The sequence below is a fragment of the Streptomyces sp. NPDC045955 genome, assembly GCF_056430805.1.
Genome location: NZ_JBWKKY010000009.1, coordinates 290,579 through 311,798, shown reverse-complemented (window position 1 = coordinate 311,798; position 21,220 = coordinate 290,579). Strand labels below are relative to the sequence as shown.

Sequence of the window (21,220 nt, the reverse complement as noted above, 5' to 3'; positions counted from 1 at the left end):
GGAGACTGTCCACCGCAATCTCCGGACCGTGTTCCGCTGCTGGCCGGCCACTTCTTTCACCGTAGACGGGGAGTTCCGACACTCATGCACACCGACCTCGTGGCCGCGCTCGACATCGGCGGTACCAAGATCGCCGGCGCTCTGGTGGACGGCCAGGGACGGATCCTGGTCCGCGCCCAGCGGCCGACGCCCGCCCGGGAGGACGGCGACACCGTGATGCGGGCCGTGGAGCAGGTGCTCGGCGAACTCACCCGGGCGCGCCTGTGGGCGCGGGTCACGGCCGTGGGGATCGGCAGCGCCGGTCCGGTCGACCGGTCGGCGGGCACGGTGAGCCCGGTGAACGTGCCCGGCTGGCGCGACTACCCGCTCGTCGGGCGCGTCCGGGCCGCAGCCGGGGAGCTGCCCGTCGAGCTGATCGGCGACGGTGTGGCGATCACGGCCGCCGAACACTGGCAGGGCGCCGCCCGCGGTCATGACAACGCGCTGTGCATGGTCGTCTCCACGGGCGTCGGCGGCGGCCTGGTGCTCGACGGCCGGCTGCACGCAGGACCCACCGGCAACGCCGGCCACATCGGCCACATCAGCGTGGACCTCGACGGCGATCTGTGCCCGTGCGGCTCGCACGGCTGTGTGGAGCGCATCGCGAGCGGTCCCAACATCGCCCGCCGCGCCCTGGAGAACGGCTGGCGGCCCGGCCCCGACGGCGACACCTCCGCCGCCGCGGTGGCCGCCGCGGCCCGGGCCGGCGACCCGGTCGCCGTCGCCTCGTTCGAGCGGGCCGCCCAGGCCCTGGCCGCCGGGATCGCCGCGACCGCGACCCTCGTGGAGATCGACATCGCCGTGATCGGCGGGGGAGTGGGCAAGGCGGGTGACGTCCTGTTCGCCCCCCTGCGCAAGGCCCTGAGCGCCTACGCGACGCTGTCCTTCGTCCGGCATCTGACCGTCGCCCCGGCCCAGATGGGCACCGACGCCGGGCTGGTGGGCGCGGCGGCGGCAGCGCTGGCGAAGCGGACGGACGCGGCCGCGGCGGGGGTGTGAGACCGGGCAGGAACGTTCATGCGGGGGATCTCCGGAGACTCGGCATGTTTCTGACCGCGGCATGTTCCTGATGCGGAGGGAACCGCTCCGTCGCGGGCGGCATCTGGCCCGGCGTGGGTGTCGGAATCCTCTTCTTCGGGCTCGCCTTCATGGGCGCATGGGCCGCGGCGGCCGGTGCGCTGGTGTACGCCGTCGTCACGCTCGTCCGTGTCTGGCCGGAGGAGTGGATGCGGCGCCACGGACACCCCGCGGTGCGGCTGCTGGTGCCGGCGCCCGCGTATCTGCGCTTCGACGTGGCGCTCGCCGTGACGGCCCTTCTGGCCGACCTGTGGCTCGTGTCGACGGCCATCGTGTTCGGGGCGGACGGCGTCTTCACCGAGGACTGGATGGGCTATCCCGGCATGATGGACCCCACCGGGCAGGGGTACCAGGCCGGAGTGGTGAGCGCGCTGCGCGCCACGGCGTGGTGGACCTTCGGGATCGCGGTCCTCGGCCGGTGCTGGATCACGGCCTGCGTGCAGGTGTGCCTCCTGCCACTCGCCGCATGGTGGATCGCATCGTTCGACACCTACTACTCCTGACGGGCGCGGTCCGGGATACCGGGATTTTCTCGGAAAAGCGACCGAACGTCCGTGCGATGTGGCACGATCGCGCCTGTGAGCAGCAGACCCGCCCCGGCGCAGCACCTGCGCGACCTCGCCCTCCTGCGCCGGGTCAAGGACCGGATCGACCGGGAGTACGCACGGCCGCTGGACGTCGAGGCGCTGGCCCGGGGTGTGCACATGTCGGCCGGGCATCTCAGCCGCGAGTTCAAGCGCGCCTACGGCGAGTCGCCGTACAGCTATCTCATGACGCGCCGCATCGAGCGCGCCATGGCGCTGCTGCGTCGCGGAGACCTCAGCGTGACCGAGGTGTGTTTCGAAGTCGGCTGCTCGTCGCTGGGCACGTTCAGCACCCGCTTCACGGAACTGGTCGGCATGCCGCCCAGCGCTTTCCGGCGCCAGGCGGTCCTCGCCACCGCGGGCATTCCGTCGTGCGTGGCGAAACAGGTGACCAGACCGATCAGGAATCGAGAAGCGCCCGCCCCGGGCCGAAACTAGCGTGATGGCCATGGATCTCACCATTCACGCCAGCTTCCTTCCGCACGACGACCCGGACGCCGCCCTGGCGTTCTACCGCGACACCCTCGGTTTCGAAGTCCGGGGCGACGTCGGATACCAGGGCATGCGCTGGATCACGGTCGGACCCGTCGGCCAGCCCGGCACGAACATCGTGCTGCATCCGCCGGCCGCCGACCCCGGCGTCACCGAGGACGAGCGCAAGACCATCGCCGAGATGATGGCCAAGGGCACCTACGCCGGCATCGTGCTGGCCACTCGCGACGTCGACGCCGTCTTCGAACGGGTGCAGGCGGGCGACGCCGAGGTGGTCCAGGAGCCCGTGGACCAGCCGTACGGCGTTCGCGACTGCGCCTTCCGCGACCCCGCGGGCAACATGGTCCGCATCCAGCAGCTCAAGCCGTGACGACCCGGTAGCGCCGGCCCACGGATCCACGCGCAACACCCCCGCGCCGCGCCTCCGGAGCGGCGCGGGGAGACCAGATCGCCCGACCGCGGCAGCGCCGCCCGACAGAGGGAGACCGATGAGCATGGCCACGAGGACGGACACGGAGTCGTCCGGACCGCACGTCGCCGACAGCCACGATGTGATCCGTGTGCACGGCGCGCGCGAGAACAACCTCAAGGACATCAGCATCGAGATCCCCAAGCGCCGGCTGACGGTGTTCACCGGCGTGTCCGGCTCGGGCAAGAGCTCGCTGGTGTTCGACACGATCGCGGCGGAGTCGCAGCGGCTGATCAACGAGACCTACAGCGCCTTCCTGCAGGGCTTCATGCCCAACCGGGCCCGGCCCGAGGTCGACGTGCTCGACGGGCTGACGACCGCGATCGCCGTGGACCAGCAGCGGATGGGCGGCGACCCCCGCTCCACGGTCGGCACCGCCACCGACGCCAACGCGATGCTGCGCATCCTCTTCAGCCGGCTCGGCAAGCCGCACATCGGCCCGCCCAGCGCCTACTCCTTCAACACCGCCTCGGTCCGGGCGAGCGGCGCGATCACCGTCGAGCGCGGCGCCAGGACCAAGGCCCAGAAGGCGACCTTCGAGCGCACTGGCGGCATGTGCAACCGCTGCGAGGGCCGCGGCAAGGTTTCCGACATCGACCTCACCCAGCTCTACGACGACTCCAAGTCGCTGTCCGAGGGCGCGTTCACCATCCCCGGCTGGAAGTCGGACAGCCAGTGGACCGTGCAGCTCTACGCCCAGTCGGGCTTCGTCGACCCGGACAAGCCGATCCGCGAGTACACCAAGAAGGAGCTGCACGCCTTCCTCTACGGGGAACCGGTCAAGATCAAGGTCAACGGCATCAACCTCACCTACGAGGGACTGATCCCCAAGATCCAGAAGTCCTTCCTGTCCAAGGACAAGGAGGCGATGCAGCCGCACATCCGGGCGTTCGTGGAGCGGGCGGTCACGTTCACCGTCTGTCCCGAGTGCGACGGCACCCGGCTGAGCGAGGGCGCCAGATCCTCGAAGATCGGCGACATCAGCATCGCCGACGCCTGCGCGATGGAGATCAGGGATCTGGCCGAGTGGGTCCGGAAGCTCTCGGAGCCGTCCGTGGCGCCGCTGCTCACCGCGTTGCAGGGCACGCTCGACTCGTTCGTGGAGATCGGCCTGGGCTATCTCTCGCTCGACCGCGCGGCCGGCACGCTGTCGGGTGGCGAGGCGCAGCGCGTGAAGATGATCCGCCACCTCGGCTCCTCGCTCACGGACGTCACCTACGTCTTCGACGAGCCGACCATCGGCCTGCACCCGCATGACATCCAGCGGATGAACAACCTGCTGCTGCGACTGCGGGACAAGGGCAACACGGTGCTCGTCGTGGAGCACAAGCCGGAGGCGATCGCGATCGCCGACCACGTCGTCGACCTCGGTCCCGGCGCCGGCACGGCGGGCGGCACCGTCTGCTTCGAGGGCACGGTCGAGGGACTGCGGGCCGCGGACACCGTCACCGGCCGTCATCTCGACGACCGGGCCACCCTCAAAGAGACGGTCCGCAAGGCCACCGGCGCGCTGGAGATCCGGGGCGCCTCGGCGAACAACCTCCGGGACGTCGACGTCGACATCCCGCTCGGAGTGCTCACCGTCGTCACCGGTGTCGCCGGCTCCGGCAAGAGCTCCCTGCTGCACGGGTCCATCCCGGCCGACGCGGGGGTCGTCTCGGTGGACCAGAGCCCGATCAAGGGTTCCCGGCGCAGCAACCCCGCGACCTACACCGGGCTGCTCGACCCGATCCGCAAGGCCTTCGCCAAGGTCAACGGCGTGAAGCCGGCCCTGTTCAGCGCCAACTCCGAGGGTGCCTGCCCCACCTGCAACGGCGCCGGCGTCATCTACCTCGACCTCGGCATGATGGCCGGCGTCGACACTCCCTGCGAGGACTGCGAGGGCAAGCGGTTCCAGGCCTCGGTGCTGGAGTACCACCTCGGCGGCCGGGACATCAGCGAGGTGCTGGCGATGTCGGTGGCCGAGGCCGAGGAGTTCTTCGGCGCGGGGGAGGCTCGCACCCCGGCCGCGCACAAGATCCTGGAGCGGCTCGCCGACGTCGGGCTCGGCTACCTCACCCTCGGCCAGCCGCTCACCACCCTCTCCGGCGGCGAGCGGCAGCGCCTCAAGCTGGCCACGCACATGGCGGAGAAGGGCGGCATCTACGTCCTCGACGAGCCGACCACCGGCCTCCACCTCGCGGACGTGGAGCAGCTGCTCGGCCTGCTCGACCGGCTCGTGGACTCCGGCAAGTCGGTCGTCGTCATCGAGCACCACCAGGCGGTCATGGCCCACGCCGACTGGATCATCGACCTCGGCCCCGGCGCCGGCCACGACGGCGGCCGGATCGTCTTCGAGGGCACACCGGCCGACCTCGTGGCGGCCCGCTCCACCCTGACCGGGGAGCACCTGGCGGCGTACGTGGGCGCCTGACGACGTTCTGCGGGGCTGTGAGGCGAGCACACCGAGCTCGTCTCACGGCCTACCTTTTTGGACATAAGCGGCGAAAGTGTGGATATCGGCACCCTTGGAAGGCGCTCCGTCCCTGACCTCCCACAGAACGGAGCCGCTGATGATCATCAAGAAGATGCACGAGATGGGCGTCCGCAGCGAGCACGCCTGCATGGCCGCCATGGCGTCCATCGGCCTCGTGTCGCCGCCTGGGTGGGCTCCGTGAAGCTGGAACCCGGCGTCAACGTCGCCCGCGCCGACCGCTGGGGGATCTTCGTCGGTGAATGGGCGCCCACCTTCTTCGGTCTCGGACTCGCCCTGTCCCACCACGAGCAGCAGGACGGCACGCTCACCGCCGACGTCCACGAGTTCCGCCAGACGCAGAAGGCGGGCTGAACGGCCCACTCCGGCGAGCGCCCGGCGCCGTTCCCGCGCACGCTGGTGCCATGGCGTCCGTGAAACCCGTCGTTGTCTACCCGCCCGCTACTGACGGTGGCCGGCGGGTGCGCGTGGACGACCAGTTCCTCGGGATCGCCTACGGGCTGCTGGACGTCGCCGAGTTCCTGCGGCGGGCGGGGATCGAGGACGCGGACGAGGCGTACGTGGCGGCGTCCGGGCTGATCGAGTGGCGTGGCGGCGGCCCCACCGCGTGGGGCACGGCCCCGGATGACGACCTGGCGTGACGCCCCGGCTTCGACCGGTCGGGTCCGGGTGCGTGACCGCGCGGCGTGTCCGGCAGTTGAGCCGGGCATGAAGAAGCGCAGCATGCTCGCCATCGCCTCCCTGGCCACCGGGTTCGTCGTCGCGGCGGTCACCCCGTCGCACGCCCTCGGAGAGAGCCTCGGCCCTCTCAACGTGGACGAGACCCTCCGTACCGTCCCCGACAACGTCGCCAAGGACGGCCTGTCCCTGGACAGGGAGGACGCCGCCCAAGAGCAGGAGAAGGGCTGACGGCCTGCCCGTTCCCGGCCCACGGCGCCGGCGCACCCGAGGAGGGGGCGTCGGCGCCGTCGTGATGCGCACTCAACTGCGGCTGGTTTCCGTGGCAGGGTGGAGCGGGCAAGCCTCAGGGGGCCAACAGAAGAGGGGGACCTGTGACCGTCGTCTGGATCAACGGCGCGTTCGGTGCGGGGAAGACCACCACCGCACAGGAACTGATCGAACTGATCCCGAACAGCACGCTCTTCGACCCCGAGGTCATCGGCGGAGCGCTCCGGTACCTGCTGCCGCCCAAACACCTCGCCGAGGTCGGCGACTTCCAGGACCTGCCGATCTGGCGACGGCTCGTGATCGACACGGCAGCCGCGATGCTCGCCGAGCTCGGCGGGACCCTGGTGGTTCCCATGACCCTGCTGCGCCAGGAGTACCGCGACGAGATCTTCGGCGGCCTGGCCGCCCGCAGGATTCCGGTCAGCCACATCCTGCTCGCTCCGGCCGAAACGATACTGCGGGAGCGGATAGCGGGTCGCGAGGTTCCGCCGGACCTGCCCGACGGCGAGATGCGAATACGCCGGTGGTCCTTCGACCACATCGAGCCGTACCGCGCCGCCCTCGCCTCCTGGCTCACCGCCGACGCCCACCTCGTCGACAGCAGCGACCTCACGCCCCGCGAGACAGCCGCCCGGATAGCCGAGGCCGTCACCAGCGGGTCCGTGCCCGCCTGCGACATCGTGCAGACGCCCGAGCCCACCGCCGAGACGCTCGCCGCCGGAGTGCTCCTCTTCGACGAACAGGACCGGGTGCTGCTCGTCGACCCCACCTACAAGGCCGGCTGGGAGTTCCCCGGCGGGGTCGTCGAACCCGGTGAGGCGCCCGCGCGCGCCGGAGTGCGGGAGGTCGCCGAGGAGACCGGCATCCACCTCGACGAGGTACCGAGCCTCCTCGTCGTCGACTGGGAACGTCCCTCACCCCCCGGATTCGGCGGACTGCGGCTCCTCTTCGACGGCGGCCTCCTCGACTCCGCCGAGGCCGGGCGGCTGCTGCTGCCCGGGCCGGAGCTGCGTGACTGGCGGTTCGTCACCGAACAGGAGGCCGCCGACCTGCTGCCACCGGTGCGCTACGAGCGGCTGCGCTGGGCCCTGCGGGCCCGCGAACGCGGAGCGGCGTTCTATCTGGAAGCCGGGGTGCCGGTCGGCTGACGCCGAGCTTTCCGCTCGCCTTTTACCCGGCGCGGGGGATTCCGAGGGAAAAGCAAAAGGAAACGTCCACGGAGCCACTGTCAACCGCTGCCCAAGGAATCTCCCGCACTCCCTCACGTGGCGGGTAATCACATTCCCCGTGCTCGTCAACACTGTTCCATGACCGCAAACAATCCCTTTTCCGGCCCCTGCTCGGCTTGACCGGACTCGCACGCCATTGCGAAAGTCCGCAGAGTCTCACGGCGGCGCTTTCGGCCGCCACTCAATTTCCTTGCCTCAGGGGCAGATCCGGGATGTCCGTACGATGACCACGCAACACCAGCCGGCCGACGCCGGCGGCGGCACCGCCCTGCTCGCCGAGCCGTCGACGCAGGACCCCCGACCCGCCGACACGGTCGTCGCCGGCCGCTCACCGGCCCGCATGGCCTGGAAGCGGATCAGGCGGGACAAGGTCACCACGGCCGCCCTGGCGGCCACCCTCCTGTTCATCGCGGTCGCACTGCTCGCGCCGGTCCTCACCGCACTGACCAGCTGGGGACCGATCACCCCCGACAACAAGGCGATCAACCCCGACACGGGCAACTTCCCCTACGGATCGCTGGGCGGCATCAGCGCCCAGCACCTCCTCGGCGTCGAACCGGGCACCGGCTACGACCTGTTCGCCCGCATCGTCTACGGCCTGCGCACCTCCCTCTACGTGGGTTTCGCCTCGGCCGTGCTGTCCACCGCGGTCGGTGTCGTGGCGGGGCTCGCCGCCGGCTACTTCGGCGGCTGGGTCGACTCCCTGCTGTCACGGGTCATGGACGTCATGCTGGCCTTCCCGCAGCTGCTGTTCATCATCGCGCTCACCCCGGTGATCCAGAACGCCCTGCAGACCAACAGCCACGGCGGCACCGACGAGAACCTCCGGCTGCTCGTCCTCGTCCTCAACATCGCCGTCTTCGCCTGGGCGTACACCGCCCGGCTGGTGCGCGGACAGGTGCTGTCCCTGCGCGAGCGGGAGTTCGTCGACGCCGCGCGGCTGATGAGCGCCGGTCGGCGGCACATCCTCTTCCGGCAGCTGCTGCCCAACCTGTGGGCGCCGATCCTGATCTCCTTCGCCCTCGCCGTCCCGCAGAACATCACCACCGAGGCGGCCCTGTCGTACCTGGGCGTCGGCGTCATCCCGCCCAACCCCGACTGGGGATCCCTGCTGTCGGACGCCTCCCAGTTCTTCCTCCAGGACCCGATGTACCTCTTCGTGCCCGGTGTCCTGCTCTTCCTCCTGGTCCTGGCGCTCAATCTCCTCGGGGACGGCGTCCGGGACGCCCTGGATCCCCGCGCCCGGCGCGGCTGACAAGCCACCCCCCCGAGTGTCGGCCCGGCGGCCCCACGAACGGCCGCCGAGCCCGTAGCAAGAAACGGAGTTTCCTCAATGACGCGCAGCACGCGCAGATCGCGCACGGTCGCTCTCACGGCCTCCGCCGTGGTGATCGCCCTGGGGGCCACCGCATGCGGAGGGTCCTCCGGCAACAGCGCCGGCGGCTCCCCGTCCAAGGGCGGCACGCTGACGATCCTCGACGACGCCGACTTCAACCACATCGACCCCCAGCGGACGTACACCACCGAGGGTTCGAGCATGGACTACGAACTGGTCCGCACCCTGACCGGATGGAACGAGACCGGGTCCGCGCCCAAGCTGGTCGGCGACCTGGCCACCGATACGGGAACGCCGAGCAAGGGCGCCACGGTGTGGACGTTCCACCTGCGCCACGGCGTCAAGTGGCAGGACGGGACGGAGGTCACCGCGCAGGACGTCAAGTACGGCGTCGAGCGGGCCTTCTCCCCGGACATCAACGGCGGCCCGCCGTACGCCAGTCAGTGGCTGGTCGGTGGCGACTCCTACAAGGGCCCGTACCAGGGCAAGCAGCTGGCCTCGATCCAGACACCGGACAAGTACACCCTCGTCTTCCATCTCAACCAGCCCGTCGCCGACTTCAACGAGACGACCACCATGACCGGGTGGTCGGCGGTACCCAAGGCCCATGACACCGGCGCCACATACGACACGCACGTCTGGTCCGACGGGCCCTACATGATCAAGTCGTACGCCAAGAACAAGGAAATGGTCCTCGTCCGGAACAAGAACTGGAGCCAGCCGACCGACCCGATCCGTCAGCAGAACCTCGACGAGATCGACGCGAAGTTCGGGCAGGACCAGGCCGCCATCGACCAGCAGATCAAGTCCGACGGCGGCTCCGCCCAGACGGCGATCACCCAGACGCCGATCGCCGGCTCCGACCTGACAGCCATGGCGAGCGACCCGTCGCTCAAGTCGCGCTACTACAAGATCCCGGCCCCGGGCATCAACTACATGGCGATCAACATGAACCGCGTCAAGGACATCAAGGTCCGAGAGGCCATCGAGTACGCCGTCGACAAGACCACCGTACGCGGCGCCTTCGGCGGTTCCGCCTACGGCAACTACGCCACCACGATGCTCGCCCCCGGTATCGACGGCCACAAGGACTTCAACCTCTACAGCAGCAACCCCGCGGGTGACCTCACCAAGGCCAAGGCCCTCATGAAGCAGGCCGGCAACCCCAAGCCGACGATGTCGCTCGCGGTGGAGAACATCCCCACGCACGAGCACTTCGCCGACGCCGTGAAGACCGCGCTGGCGAAGATCGGCATCACGGTGAACATCACCCCGATCGACAAGAACAACTACTTCAGCACCGTGGACAACGTGAAGAACCAGTACGACCTGACGTGGGGCGACTGGATCGCGGACTGGCCCAACGCCTCCACCGTGCTGCCCACCCTCTTCGACGGGCGCCAGATCAAGAAGCTCCCGCAGTCCAACAACGACATCTCGTACCTGAACGACCCGAAGGTCAACGCCCAGATCGACAAGATCGGCAAGATGACCGACATCAAGCAGCGCAACGTCGCTTACGGGGAGCTGGACGAGCAGATCCTGAAGGACGCCGCCGTGGTCCCGCTGATGTACATGAACTTCAGCGAGGTGAGCGGCTCGAAGGTCGGCGGTGTCATCGACGACTCGATCATGGCCGAACCCAGCCTGGTGCACGCCTACATCAAGCAGTGACGCATCCCCTCTGAACCCCGCCGGCGGCCCGGTCCGCCGGCGGGCACCCCACTCACGTCAGGTCCCGGCACCCCATGTTTCGTTACCTCATCAGACGCCTGCTGGCAGCGGCCGTGATCATGCTGGTGATCACGACGATCACCTTCTTCATCTTCTTCGCGCTGCCGTCCAACCCCGCGCTCCTGGCCTGCGGAAAGACCTGCTCGCCCTCCCGTCTCGCGGAGATCAAGCACTCGCTGGGCCTGGACCAGAGCTATCTGACGCAGTACTGGGAGTTCGTCAAGGGACTGGTGGCGGGCCGCGACTACGGCGACCAGAGCGTCCGCATCCACTGCGCGGCGCCCTGCCTCGGCATCTCCTTCCAGACCGACACCCCCGTGCTGACGACGCTCCTCCAGGACTTCCCGGCGGACCTCTCCCTCGGTCTCGGCGCCGCGGTGGCGTTCCTCGTCCTGGGCGTGGGCCTCGGCACCGTCGCCGCGGTCCGCAGGGGCAAGGCCGCCGACAAGGCGGCGGTCGGACTGGCCCTGTTCGGTGTGTCGGTGCAGATCTACTTCATCGGTCTGCTCCTGCTGTACCTCTTCGTCGACAAGTTCCAGATCCTGCCGACCTCCGGCTACACCTCGATCACCGAGGACCCGGCAGGCTGGTTCAAGGGCCTGATCCTGCCGTGGGCCACCCTGGTCATCGTCTACCTCGCGATGTACACCCGGCTCACCCGCTCCTCCATGCTGGAGGTCTTCGCCGAGGACTACATGCGCACCGCCCGCGCCAAGGGCCTGCCGGCCGCCACCGTCGTCCTCAAGCACGGACTGCGGGCCGCCATCACCCCGATCATCACCATCTTCGGCATGGACGTCGGCTCCCTGATCGGCGGCTCCGCGGTCATCACCGAGTCCGTGTTCGGCATCAACGGCATCGGCAAGCTCGCGGTCGACTCCGTCCAGAACTCCGACCTGCCGGTCATCCTCGGCACCACCCTCTTCGCCGCGACGTTCGTCGTCCTCGCCAACGTGGTCGTCGACCTGGTGTACGGCCTCGTCGACCCGCGCGTGCGCCTCGCCTGAGCCCCGCTTCCGTCCTTAGGAACACCCGTGTCCGTTCAGACCTCACCGCAGCCCGCGGACGTCACCCCCGCGCCCGCACCCTTCCTCGACGTACGCGACCTGAGGGTGCACTTCCCGACCGAGGACGGCCTCGTCAAGTCCGTCGACGGCGTCTCCTTCACCCTGGAGAAGGGCAGCACCCTCGGCATCGTCGGCGAGTCCGGCTCCGGCAAGTCGGTGACCTCGCTGGCCCTGCTCGGACTGCACAAGGGCACCCGCGCCCAGGTCAGCGGCGAGATCTGGCTGGAGGGCAGGGAACTCGTCGCCCTGCCCGAGCCCGACATGCGCGCACTGCGCGGCCGCACGGTCTCCATGATCTTCCAGGACCCGCTGTCCGCGCTGCACCCCTTCTTCACCGTCGGCTCCCAGATCGCCGAGGCCTACCGCGTCCACCACAAGGTCTCCAAGAAGGAGGCCAAGGACCGCGCGGTGGAGATGCTGAAGCGGGTCGGCATCCCGCAGCCCGAGCGCCGGGTCAGGGACTACCCGCACCAGTTCTCCGGCGGCATGCGCCAACGCGCCATGATCGCCATGTCCCTGGTCTGCGACCCCGCCCTGCTCATCGCCGACGAGCCCACCACCGCCCTGGACGTCACCGTCCAGGCGCAGATCCTCGACCTGATCCGCGATCTCCAGGAGGAGTTCGGCTCCGCCGTGGTCATCATCACGCACGACCTCGGCGTGGTCTGCGACATCGCCGACGACATCCTGGTGATGTACGGCGGCCGCCGCATCGAGTACGGCACCACCCGCGAGGTCCTCAAGCAGCCCCAGCACCCGTACACCTGGGGCCTGTTGCAGTCCATGCCGCACCTCACCGGCGACGTCGGCGAACGGCTCGACCCGATCCCCGGCACCCCGCCGAGCCTGATCAACCTGCCGGACGGCTGCGCCTTCCACCCGCGCTGCGCCTACAAGGGCTGGGTCCCGGAGGGCCGTTGCACCGTGGAGCGGCCCGAGCTGCGCCTCGTCTCCGGCACCGCAGGGCACCTCGCCGCGTGCCATCTCAGCGACGAGGCCAAACAGGAGATCCTCGGCGGGACCGGCCCGGACGACCGCGGCGCCGCAGCCGCACGGGCCGCGCAGTGACGGCGGCGGACGAAAGGGAGCATGCCGTGAGCACCACCCAGCCCCTCACCGGGCGCACCACCGACCGGCCCACCGGCGAGAACCTCCTCGAAGTGCGCGGTCTGCAGAAGCACTTCGCCCTCCGGCAGGGCATCATCTTCCAGCGGCAGATCGGGGCCGTACGAGCCGTCGACGGCATCGACTTTTCGGTCGGACCGGCCGAGTCGCTGGGCCTGGTCGGCGAGTCCGGGTGCGGCAAGTCGACCACCGGCCGCCTGATCACTCGGCTGCTCGAACCCACCGGCGGCTCCGTCGTGTTCGACGGCGAGGACATCACCCACCGGCCCCCCGGACGGATGCTCCAGGCCCGCCGCAACCTTCAGATGATCTTCCAGGATCCGTACTCCTCGCTGAACCCCCGGCACACCGTCGGCACCATCATCGAGACGCCGATGCGGCTCAACGGCATCAACCCGCCCCAGGGCCACAAGCGCCGCGCCCAGGAACTCCTGGAGACGGTCGGGCTCAACCCCGAGCACTACAACCGCTACCCGAACGAGTTCTCCGGCGGCCAGCGCCAGCGCATCGGCATCGCCCGCGCCCTCGCCCTGCGGCCCAAGCTGATCGTGGCCGACGAACCCGTCTCCGCGCTGGACGTGTCCATCCAGGCGCAGGTCGTCAACCTGCTCCAGGACCTCCAGCGGGAGTTCGGCATCGCCTTCGTCTTCATCGCCCACGACCTCGCCGTCGTACGGCACTTCTCCGAACGCGTCGCCGTGATGTACCTCGGCAAGATCGTGGAGGTCGCCGACCGGGAGTCGCTCTACACCCGGCCACGGCACCCCTACACGCACGCGCTGCTGTCCGCCGTGCCCGAGGCCGACCCGGACGCCACCGAGCGACGCGAGCGCATCCGGCTGGCCGGCGACGTGCCCTCACCGATCGACCCGCCCTCCGGCTGCCGCTTCCGCACCCGCTGCTGGAAGGCCCAGGACAAGTGCGCCACCGAGGAACCGCGGCTGGTACGGGCCGCGGGCAGCCTCTCGGGCCATCTCACCGCCTGCCACTTCCCCGAGGAGCCGACGGTCGCACCGCGCGAGGAGGACATCGTCCTCGATCCGGCGCTCGGCTAGGGTCTGTCGTTCGGATCAGGTCGCAGGGAATCGGCGGCACCTCTTCGGCGCCGGTGAGCGGGGTCTGGTGCGTGCAGTTGCAAGGCGGAGGAGGGCGTCGATGCAGAGCATCGGCGTGAACAGCACGCCGTGCTCCGGGAGATGGAGCGCGATGCCGCCCGGTGTGTGGCCCGGTGGAAGTGGGTGAGCACGATCCGCCGTACGTCCCGCGGATCACGGCCGAGCGCTGTCACGGCCTCGGCGATCGGGGCGCCGGAGCCGGGCGGCCCGGCGTCGATCAGCGTCAGCTCGGCGTGGTCGTCGCCGTCGCGCCACAGGTAGGCCTGGCCGACCGGGAAGCGCAGCAGGTGGAGGCGGGGGAGGAGCTCTACGACGTCCATGGGACGACCGTAGAAAAGGCCCCCGCCCGCGGGCGAGGGCCTTCTGCCGAGGGCAGAGCGGTCAGCTCGCCGCGTAGTTGCGCAGGAACAGCGCCTCCGCCACCGACAGCCGCTCCAGCTCCTCGGGGGACACGCTCTCGTTCACCGCGTGGATCTGGGCCTCCGGCTCGCTCAGCCCGATGAGCAGGATCTCCGCACGCGGATACAGCGCGGCCAGCGTGTTGCACAGCGGGATGGAGCCGCCCTGTCCCGCGTACTGCATCTCCTGCCCCGGGTACGCCACCGCCATCGCGTCCGCCATGGCCTGGTACGCCGGGCTGGTGGTGTCCGCGCGGAAGGCCTGGCCCTGGCCGATCTGCTCGGTGCTCACCCGGGCACCCCAGGGCGTGTGCGCCTCCAGGTGTGCCTGGAGCAGCTTGGTCGCCTCGGCCGCGTCCACGCCCGGCGGCACCCGCAGGCTGATCAGTGCCCGGGCGCTGGCCTGCACGGACGGGGTGGCGCCGACGACGGGCGGGCAGTCGATGCCGAGGACCGTCACGGCCGGGCGCGCCCAGATGCGGTCGGCGACCGTCCCCGAGCCGATCAGCTCCACGCCGTCCAGCACCTTGGCGTCCTGCCGGAACCGCTCCTCGTCGTACTGGAGCCCCTCCCAGGCCGAGTCCCCGGTGAGTCCGTCGACGGTCGTCGAACCGTCCTCGGCGCGCAGCGAGTCCAGGACCCGGATCAGGGCGGCCAGCGCATCGGGCGCGGCACCGCCGAACTGGCCCGAGTGCAGATTGCCGGCGAGCGTGTCGATCCGCACGCGGACGAGCGTCATACCGCGCAGGGTGGAGGTGACGGTCGGCAGCCCGACCCGGAAGTTGCCCGCGTCGCCGATGACGATCGTGTCGGCCTCCAGCAGATCCGGGTGCGCCTCCGCGTACCGCTCCAGGCCGCCCGTGCCCTGCTCCTCCGAGCCCTCGGCGATCACCTTCACGTGGACCGGGACACCGCCGTTCGCCTTCAGCGCGCGCAGTGCCAGCAGGTGCATGATGACACCGCCCTTGCAGTCGGCGGCCCCGCGCCCGTACCAGCGACCGTCCCGCTCGGTCAGTTCGAACGGCGGCGTCGCCCAGCCGGCCTCGTCCAGCGGCGGCTGCACGTCGTAGTGCGCGTACAGCAGGACCGTCTTCGCGCCCTCGGGGCCGGGCAGGTAGCCGTAGACCGACTGCGTGCCGTCGGGGGTGTCGAGCAGGGCCACGTCCCGGAACCCCTCGGCGGCCAGCGCGTCCGCGACCCAGCGGGCGGCGCCCTCGCTCTCGCTCCTGGGGAACTGGTCGAAGTCCGCCACCGACCGGAAGGCCACCAGTTCGGTGAGCTCCTCCTTCGCCCTGGGCATCAGGGCGGCGACGGTCTCGGCGACCGGATGCGACGACATGGGCACGCTCCTCGTGGGTGCGACGTTGTAGCGGTGAGTGCCGTAGATCCTCCCACAGCGGCCTGTGGCCAGGTCCGCCGTAGGATGCGGGAGACAGCAGGGGCAGGCGGCTTGATCGGGAGCAGTAGACCATCGTGAGCAGCGAGAACTCTTCGGCGGACGACGTGCGACAGGTGTGGGACGTCGTCGTGGTGGGCGCGGGACCCGCGGGTGCTTCGGCCGCGTACGCGGCGGCGGTCGCCGGCAGACGCGTGCTGTTGCTGGAGAAGGCGGAGCTGCCGCGGTACAAGACGTGCGGCGGCGGCATCATCGGCCCCTCGCGCGACGCCCTCCCGCCCGGCTTCGAGCTGCCGCTCAGGGACCGGGTGCACGCGGTGACGTTCTCCAACAACGGCCGCTTCACGCGCACCCGCCGGTCCAAGCAGATGCTGTTCGGGCTGATCAACCGGCCCGAGTTCGACCAGCAGCTCGTCGAGCACGCGCAGAAGGCGGGCGCCGAGCTGCGCACCGGTGTCACGGTCCAGCGGGTCGAGCAGCACGGCTCGGCGGTGCCCGACCGGCGCACGGTCGCCGTGATCCTCCAGGGCGGCGAGGTCCTGCTCGCGCGGGCCGTGGTCGGCGCGGACGGCAGTGCCAGCCGCATAGGGGCGCATGTCGGCGTCAAGGTCGACCAGGTGGACCTCGGCCTGGAAGTGGAGATCCCGGTGCCGGAGACCGTCGCCGAGGACTGGAAGGGGCGGGTGCTCCTCGACTGGGGCCCCATGCCCGGCAGTTACGGCTGGGTCTTCCCCAAGGGCGACACCCTGACGGTGGGGGTGATCTCTGCGCGGGGCGAAGGCGCCGCGACGAAGCGGTACTTGGAGGAGTTCGTCGGGCGGCTGGGTCTCGCCGGCTTCGAACCGAGCATCTCCTCCGGGCACTTGACCCGCTGCCGCGCCGACGACTCGCCGCTCTCGCGCGGGCGGGTGCTGGTGTGCGGCGACGCGGCGGGGCTGCTGGAGCCGTGGACCCGCGAGGGCATCTCCTTCGCGCTGCGGTCCGGGCGGCTCGCGGGGGAGTGGGCGGTGCGGATCGCCGAGGCGCATGACGCCGTGGACACGCGCCGGCAGGCCCTCAACTACGCCTTCGCGGTCAAGGCCGGGCTCGGTGTGGAGATGAGCGTCGGCAAGCGGCTGCTGACCGTGTTCGAGCGCCGCCCCGGCCTGTTCCACGCGGCGCTGACGAGCTTCCGTCCGGCCTGGCGGGCGTTCAAGGAGATCACGCAGGGCTCGACGTCGCTGGGCGAGATCGTCCGCACGTATCCGGTGGCCCAGCGGGCCCTGACCGCGCTGGACCGCCGTCCCGCCGCGACGCGCGAGGAGATCAGCCCTTCAGAGTGATCTCGAAGATCGGGTGATCGGGGGCGATCCGGCGCAGCTGGTCGTCCGGGGAGTCGGGGCCGACGCCGTTGAAGAAGACCGGGCGCCGTACTTCCCGGGGAGTACGCCTGATCACCACGCCTGGTGACGCCGCCGCGGCTCGGCGGCGTCTAGCGTGGCCGGTATGGACGGGCAGCGGGTGCGGGGCGGTCCGCCGCAGTGGTGGCGGCACGGACCTCCCTGGTGGGACCGGTGGGGCGAGGGGGAGCGTGCGTCCCGGTGGCCCTGGCGGTCCACCGTCGCCGTCACGGTCTTCGTGCTGGTCGGCTCGAACTTCGCCGCTCATGGCCAGGAGGGCGAGCGGGCGGCCGTGGACCCGTTCGCGCGGGTGCTGCTGGTGGTGGCCGGGGCGCTGCTGCTGTGGCGCAAGCGGTATCCGGTGGCCGTGGTCTTCGGCACCGCGGGTGCCGTCATGGTCTACCTGGGAGCCGGGTATCCGTACGGGCCGGTGCTCCTCACCGTCGCTCTGGCGTGCTTCAGCGCGATCGTCGCCGGGGATCGCCGGGTGGCATGGGCGGCGATGGGCACGCTCTGGGCCGGGCACCTCCTGGTGGCGCACTGGCTGTACCAGTGGCTTCCGCCGTCGGGGGACTCCGCCGCCTCCTGGGGCGAGGAACTGGTGGTCGCCACCTGGGTGGTGGCGATCGCGGCGGTGTCGGAGCTGGTCCGGGTCCGGCGCGAGCAGTGGGCCCGCGAGCGGGCCGAGCGCGCCGAGGCCGCGCGGCGGCGGGCCGATGAGGAGCGGCTGCGGATCGCGCAGGAGCTGCACGACGTGCTCGCCCACAGCATTTCCGTGATCAACGTGCAGGCGGGTGTCGGCCTCGCGCTCCTCGACTCCGATCCCGAACAGGCCCGTACCGCGCTCACCACGATCAAGGCCCAGAGCAAGGAGGCGCTCGGCGAGGTGCGCCAGGTGCTCGACACACTGCGCGCGCCCGGTGACGCGCCGCGCGCGCCCGCGCCCGGGCTGGACCGGCTGCCCGAGCTGGTGGAACAGGCCGCGAGGGCGGGTCTCACGGTGGAGGTCGAGGGGGAGCCGCCCCGGCTCGCTCCCGGCACGGACCTCGCCGCCTTCCGGATCGTCCAGGAGGCCCTGACCAACGTCGTACGGCACTCGGGCTCGCGGCACGCGCGCGTGCACCTCGCGCACGACGCGAACGTGCTGCGGCTGCGGGTCGACGACGACGGGCCCGCGACCGGTGCCGATGCGGGCGGCAGCGGCAACGGGCTGGCCGGCATGCGGGAGCGGGCCGCCGCGCTGGGTGGCACCATCGAGGCGGGACCCCGCCCGGACGGCGGTTTCCGGGTGCTCGCCGTACTGCCCCTGACGGCTTCCGCCGGGACCTGAGCCGCACGTGAACGGAACCAGAGAAGTGCCGAAGGAGGACCGGTGATCCGCGTACTGCTCGCCGACGACCAGTCACTGGTCCGGGCCGGGTTCCGGGCGCTGCTCGACGCGCAGCCCGACATCGAGGTGGCCGCGGAGGCCGCCGACGGGGAGGAGGCCGTGCGGGGGATCCGCGAACTGCGGCCCGACGTCGTGCTGATGGACATCCGCATGCCCGTGCTGGACGGCCTGGCCGCGACTCGCCGGGTCACCGAGGACCGGGACCTGAAGGACGTCAAGGTGGTCATGCTCACCACCTTCGAACTCGACGAGTACGTCTTCGAGGCGATCCGTTCGGGCGCCTCCGGCTTCCTGGTCAAGGACACCGAGCCGGACGAACTCCTGCGTGCCGTGAGGGCGGTGGTCGTGGGCGACGCGCTGCTCTCGCCCGGGGTGACGCGCCGCCTGATCGCCGAGTTCGCGGTCCGCTCCAAGGAACCCGCGGCGGTCGGCGCGCTGGCCGGGCTCACCGAGCGGGAGCGGGAGGTGATGGCCCTGGTCGGCATCGGCCTGTCCAACGAGGAGATCGCCCGCCGCCTGGTCGTCAGCCCGCTCACCGCGAAGACGCACGTCAGTCGCACGATGGTGAAGCTGGGCGCCCGCGACCGGGCCCAACTGGTCGTACTCGCCTACGAGTCCGGGCTGGTGCGGCCGGGCTGGCTGGGCTGATCCGCCGAGCGGAACCGGACCAGCACACTGACGACCCGGGCGGCGAAGAGGACGGGCGCGAGCACCAGCCCGGCGCGCGGCAGCAGACGCTCCGGCGTGTCCGGGAGGTCGAAGAGCAGCGCGGGACCGGCCACAGCCCCGAAGACCACCGCCGCCGCGAACGCCGCACTGCACAGCGCATACCCGATCTCGACGGTGACGGCATCCCGTTCGGCCTGCGTGCGGCGTCCCCCGTGACTGGTCATACGGCGAGTCAAACAGGAGGACACCCGGTGGGCAAGCGCCCCAAGGGCTAGGGGTCAACACCTCCCTCTGGTTTGTCGAGGACGTAGGCCGTGTAGCGCGTGACGCGCCCGATGGCCCGGTGGGCCCGGACGACGGCGATGACCTCGTCCCAGTCCTGTGCGTCGAGTGTCCTGAGGCCCGGCCACCGCAGGCACAGGGCCTGTCGGCCGGCCCGGGTGGACGCTGTGGCGGCGAACAGGGCGCAGAGTTGGGCCGCCCTGTGGAGTACGGGAGTGGTCCAGTCGAGGATCCGGCGCGTGGTGAAGCCGGCGGCGGACGCCATCAGCGGGTACCGCTCGCAGGGTTCGATGTCGTCGAAGCGCCAGGTCCCGCGTACGAGGCCGTCCGGGTCGAGGGTTCCGAGCGGCTGGTCCGTACGGGACGTGACATCCACGAGGACGAGCCGGCCTCCGGGACGGAGCAGCCGGAAGCTCTCGCTCAGGAACGACCTGCGGCCCTCATGGCCGAAGTGGAAGGCGGCCTCCAGGCAGTGCACCCGGTCGAAGGAACCATCCGTCAGCGGGATCCGCGCCGCCTGCCGCGGCAGAGCCGTGGCGTCGGCGACGGCGAAACGCACGCTGGAAAGGCCGCCGAAGCGGCGACGTGCCTGGTCGATCTGCTCGGGCTGGATGTCCACGCCCAGCGCCCGGCATCCCGCGGCGCCCAACCGCGCGGTGGTGTCACCGCGACCGCATCCGGCGTCCAGGACGAGCTGTCCCGGCCGGGTGTCCAGCAGCGCCAGCGACCGGCGAGCCAGCCGGCGCTGAAAGGGCACCGGCCCGGCCAGGGCCACGAGCGGCAGGGTGGGCAGCGTGAAGTAGCCGATGTCGACCAGGCTGTCCCAGCCGAGGTGCCGCAGCACCCGGAAGAGCACGCTGTCGTCGTTGTACGCACTCGCGAGGTCCCCGCTGCCACCCATCCCGCATCCTCCCCTCTCCGAGGGCACTCATACCGGGCCCACTGTCCGTGTCACCGCCTCGACCTGCGCTTACACTGGGCCCATAAGGGACGTTCGTGACGTACCGGAATCGCCGTGCGCTCTCAGCGAATGCTCGCACCGGCCCTCGCCCTGGTCCTCTTGACAGTGCCCGCGCTCTCAGCCCGGGCACAGGGTGGGGAAGTTCCGCACGGCCCCACCTTCGCCGCACGCGCTCTGCAGGCGCTGATCGACGGCATCCAGTTCGGGGTGATCATCGCGATCACCTCGGTCGGGCTCTCGCTGATCTTCGGCACCATCCATCTGATCAACTTCGCGCACGGTGAGTTCGTGACGATCGGCGCCACCTTCGCCTTCTTCCTCAACGTCTCCGCGGCCGGTCCGGGCTGGCACCTGATCCCCGCCGCCCTCGCCGCGGTGGTCTTCGGCGCCCTGCTGGGCGGCGCGGTCGAACGCGGCATCTGGCGCCCGCTGCGAGCGCGCGGCACCGGGTTGATCAACATGTTCATCGTCACCATCGGGCTCTCGCTGCTGCTGCGCCACGTCGTCCTCGTGCTGTACGGAACCCGGCCCGCCTCCTACGCGCAGTACGACATCCAGAACACGATCGACCTGGGCCCGGCCGGCATCACCCCGCGGGACCTCACCGTCACCCTGCTCGCCGTGCTGGTGCTGCTCGGTGTCGCCGCGCTCCTGCAGAAGACGCGGATCGGCACGGCCGTGCGGGCCGTCTCCGCCAACCGTGACCTCGCGGAGGCGTCGGGCATCGACGTGCAGCGGGTGGTGCTGTTCGTGTGGATGCTCGCCGGCGGGCTGGCCGCGCTCGGCGGGGTCTTCTTCGGCCTGGTGGAGATCGTCACCTGGGACATGGGCTTCAAGCTCCTGCTGCTCATGTTCGCGGGGATCATCCTGGGCGGCCTAGGATCCGCCTACGGTGCGATGGTCGGCAGCCTCGTCATCGGCGTCGTCGCCCAGATGTCCACCCTGTGGTTCCCGGTCGACCTGCAGTACGCCTGGGCGCTGCTCGTCCTCATCCTCGTCCTCCTCGTCCGGCCGCAGGGCATCCTCGGCCGGGCCGAACGCGTCGGGTGAGGGGTGC

Annotated in this window: 20 protein-coding genes and 3 pseudogenes; 18 read left to right on the top strand and 5 right to left on the bottom strand. The window is 70.6% G+C overall.

All coding sequences use genetic code 11. The annotated features are described in order from the left end of the window. The first annotated feature begins 84 nt into the window (after nt 1-84). The 14 genes and pseudogenes from AC07F0_RS21095 (at nt 85) to AC07F0_RS21030 (ending at nt 13,628) form a co-directional block, all read left to right on the top strand. On the top strand, nt 85-1,038 hold the full coding sequence (locus tag AC07F0_RS21095) for an ROK family protein (protein ID WP_478980885.1): 954 nt from the start codon (nt 85-87) through the stop codon (nt 1,036-1,038). A gap of 113 nt (nt 1,039-1,151) precedes the next feature. Next, on the top strand, nt 1,152-1,619 hold the full coding sequence (locus AC07F0_RS21090; protein WP_478980883.1) for a hypothetical protein: 468 nt from the start codon (nt 1,152-1,154) through the stop codon (nt 1,617-1,619). Nucleotides 1,620-1,694: 75 nt separating this feature from the next. Further along, nucleotides 1,695-2,138 (top strand): helix-turn-helix transcriptional regulator, encoded by a 444-nt coding sequence (locus AC07F0_RS21085; protein ID WP_478980881.1) that lies wholly within the window; start codon nt 1,695-1,697, stop codon nt 2,136-2,138. Between the two features lie 10 nt (nt 2,139-2,148). Next, on the top strand, nt 2,149-2,562 hold the full coding sequence (locus tag AC07F0_RS21080) for a VOC family protein (protein WP_478980879.1): 414 nt from the start codon (nt 2,149-2,151) through the stop codon (nt 2,560-2,562). Between the two features lie 118 nt (nt 2,563-2,680). Further along, the gene (locus AC07F0_RS21075) at nt 2,681-5,074 is read left to right on the top strand and encodes an ATP-binding cassette domain-containing protein (RefSeq protein WP_478980877.1); all 2,394 of its coding nucleotides are present in this window, start codon (nt 2,681-2,683) and stop codon (nt 5,072-5,074) included. 139 nt (nt 5,075-5,213) lie between these two features. Beyond that, nucleotides 5,214-5,488 (top strand): annotated as a pseudogene (locus AC07F0_RS21070) (hypothetical protein). A gap of 50 nt (nt 5,489-5,538) precedes the next feature. After that, nucleotides 5,539-5,775, top strand: coding sequence for a hypothetical protein (locus tag AC07F0_RS21065; protein WP_436728117.1), 237 nt, complete (start codon nt 5,539-5,541; stop codon nt 5,773-5,775). Between the two features lie 67 nt (nt 5,776-5,842). Further along, a complete protein-coding gene (locus tag AC07F0_RS21060) occupies nt 5,843-6,043 on the top strand; it encodes a hypothetical protein (RefSeq protein WP_478980875.1) in 201 nt (66 codons plus the stop codon). 143 nt (nt 6,044-6,186) lie between these two features. Continuing rightward, complete coding sequence (locus AC07F0_RS21055) at nt 6,187-7,230, top strand: NUDIX hydrolase (RefSeq protein ID WP_478980873.1); 1,044 nt, start codon at nt 6,187-6,189, stop codon at nt 7,228-7,230. Between the two features lie 304 nt (nt 7,231-7,534). Further along, nucleotides 7,535-8,566, top strand: coding sequence for an ABC transporter permease (locus AC07F0_RS21050; RefSeq protein WP_436728120.1), 1,032 nt, complete (start codon nt 7,535-7,537; stop codon nt 8,564-8,566). Between the two features lie 78 nt (nt 8,567-8,644). Then, nucleotides 8,645-10,321, top strand: a complete 1,677-nt coding sequence (locus tag AC07F0_RS21045) for an ABC transporter substrate-binding protein (RefSeq protein ID WP_478980871.1) — start codon at nt 8,645-8,647, stop codon at nt 10,319-10,321. Nucleotides 10,322-10,395: 74 nt separating this feature from the next. Next, nucleotides 10,396-11,388 carry an ABC transporter permease gene (locus tag AC07F0_RS21040; RefSeq protein ID WP_436728122.1) on the top strand — a complete coding sequence of 331 codons (993 nt, stop codon included), beginning with the start codon at nt 10,396-10,398 and terminating at the stop codon, nt 11,386-11,388. 27 nt (nt 11,389-11,415) lie between these two features. Continuing rightward, a complete protein-coding gene (locus tag AC07F0_RS21035) occupies nt 11,416-12,516 on the top strand; it encodes an ABC transporter ATP-binding protein (RefSeq protein ID WP_478980869.1) in 1,101 nt (366 codons plus the stop codon). Nucleotides 12,517-12,542: 26 nt separating this feature from the next. After that, a complete protein-coding gene (locus AC07F0_RS21030; RefSeq protein WP_478980867.1) occupies nt 12,543-13,628 on the top strand; it encodes an ABC transporter ATP-binding protein in 1,086 nt (361 codons plus the stop codon). Nucleotides 13,629-13,801: 173 nt separating this feature from the next. Here the strand turns inward: AC07F0_RS21030 and AC07F0_RS21025 are convergent. Both AC07F0_RS21025 and AC07F0_RS21020 read right to left on the bottom strand, forming a co-directional pair. Further along, nucleotides 13,802-14,008: pseudogene (locus AC07F0_RS21025) on the bottom strand (MBL fold metallo-hydrolase); the annotation flags it as partial. A gap of 61 nt (nt 14,009-14,069) precedes the next feature. Continuing rightward, on the bottom strand, nt 14,070-15,425 hold the full coding sequence (locus tag AC07F0_RS21020; RefSeq protein WP_478980865.1) for a M20/M25/M40 family metallo-hydrolase: 1,356 nt from the start codon (nt 15,423-15,425) through the stop codon (nt 14,070-14,072). A 134-nt stretch (nt 15,426-15,559) separates the two neighbouring features. On the opposite strand from AC07F0_RS21020, the gene AC07F0_RS21015 reads away from it, so the two are divergent. Next, on the top strand, nt 15,560-16,804 hold the full coding sequence (locus tag AC07F0_RS21015) for a geranylgeranyl reductase family protein (protein WP_478980863.1): 1,245 nt from the start codon (nt 15,560-15,562) through the stop codon (nt 16,802-16,804). Here the strand turns inward: AC07F0_RS21015 and AC07F0_RS21010 are convergent. Beyond that, a pseudogene (locus tag AC07F0_RS21010) lies at nt 16,788-16,883 on the bottom strand (deazaflavin-dependent nitroreductase); the annotation flags it as partial. The gene AC07F0_RS21015 and the pseudogene AC07F0_RS21010 sit on opposite strands and share 17 nt — an antisense overlap. Before the next feature lie 84 nt (nt 16,884-16,967). Here AC07F0_RS21010 and AC07F0_RS21005 point away from each other — a divergent pair. Beyond that, nucleotides 16,968-18,191, top strand: coding sequence for a sensor histidine kinase (locus tag AC07F0_RS21005; protein ID WP_478980861.1), 1,224 nt, complete (start codon nt 16,968-16,970; stop codon nt 18,189-18,191). Between the two features lie 42 nt (nt 18,192-18,233). Continuing rightward, complete coding sequence (locus AC07F0_RS21000; RefSeq protein ID WP_478980859.1) at nt 18,234-18,899, top strand: response regulator; 666 nt, start codon at nt 18,234-18,236, stop codon at nt 18,897-18,899. Here AC07F0_RS21000 and AC07F0_RS20995 read toward each other — a convergent pair. Together AC07F0_RS20995 and AC07F0_RS20990 are read right to left on the bottom strand one after the other, a co-directional pair. Further along, on the bottom strand, nt 18,860-19,144 hold the full coding sequence (locus AC07F0_RS20995) for a DUF6332 family protein (protein WP_478980857.1): 285 nt from the start codon (nt 19,142-19,144) through the stop codon (nt 18,860-18,862). The genes AC07F0_RS21000 and AC07F0_RS20995 overlap by 40 nt on opposite strands. Before the next feature lie 47 nt (nt 19,145-19,191). Continuing rightward, entirely contained in the window at nt 19,192-20,103 is a 912-nt protein-coding gene (locus AC07F0_RS20990; protein WP_478980855.1) for an SAM-dependent methyltransferase, read from the bottom strand. A 114-nt stretch (nt 20,104-20,217) separates the two neighbouring features. Between AC07F0_RS20990 and AC07F0_RS20985 the strand changes: the two genes are divergently transcribed. Next, entirely contained in the window at nt 20,218-21,213 is a 996-nt protein-coding gene (locus tag AC07F0_RS20985) for a branched-chain amino acid ABC transporter permease (protein WP_478980853.1), read from the top strand. Nucleotides 21,214-21,220 lie beyond the last annotated feature (7 nt).

What these genes read in the sequence shown, in the direction of transcription:
- AC07F0_RS21040 (WP_436728122.1), top strand. Translation starts at nt 10,396, where the DNA reads ATGTTTCGTTACCTCATCAGACGCCTGCTGGCAGCGGCCGTGATCATG.
- AC07F0_RS21095 (WP_478980885.1), top strand. Translation starts at nt 85, where the DNA reads ATGCACACCGACCTCGTGGCCGCGCTCGACATCGGCGGTACCAAGATC.
- AC07F0_RS21060 (WP_478980875.1), top strand. Translation starts at nt 5,843, where the DNA reads ATGAAGAAGCGCAGCATGCTCGCCATCGCCTCCCTGGCCACCGGGTTC.
- AC07F0_RS21020 (WP_478980865.1), bottom strand. Translation starts at nt 15,425, where the DNA reads ATGTCGTCGCATCCGGTCGCCGAGACCGTCGCCGCCCTGATGCCCAGG.
- AC07F0_RS21075 (WP_478980877.1), top strand. Translation starts at nt 2,681, where the DNA reads ATGAGCATGGCCACGAGGACGGACACGGAGTCGTCCGGACCGCACGTC.
- AC07F0_RS21050 (WP_436728120.1), top strand. Translation starts at nt 7,535, where the DNA reads ATGACCACGCAACACCAGCCGGCCGACGCCGGCGGCGGCACCGCCCTG.
- AC07F0_RS21080 (WP_478980879.1), top strand. Translation starts at nt 2,149, where the DNA reads ATGGATCTCACCATTCACGCCAGCTTCCTTCCGCACGACGACCCGGAC.
- AC07F0_RS21045 (WP_478980871.1), top strand. Translation starts at nt 8,645, where the DNA reads ATGACGCGCAGCACGCGCAGATCGCGCACGGTCGCTCTCACGGCCTCC.
- AC07F0_RS20990 (WP_478980855.1), bottom strand. Translation starts at nt 20,103, where the DNA reads ATGGGTGGCAGCGGGGACCTCGCGAGTGCGTACAACGACGACAGCGTG.
- AC07F0_RS20995 (WP_478980857.1), bottom strand. Translation starts at nt 19,144, where the DNA reads ATGACCAGTCACGGGGGACGCCGCACGCAGGCCGAACGGGATGCCGTC.
- AC07F0_RS21065 (WP_436728117.1), top strand. Translation starts at nt 5,539, where the DNA reads ATGGCGTCCGTGAAACCCGTCGTTGTCTACCCGCCCGCTACTGACGGT.
- AC07F0_RS21005 (WP_478980861.1), top strand. Translation starts at nt 16,968, where the DNA reads ATGGACGGGCAGCGGGTGCGGGGCGGTCCGCCGCAGTGGTGGCGGCAC.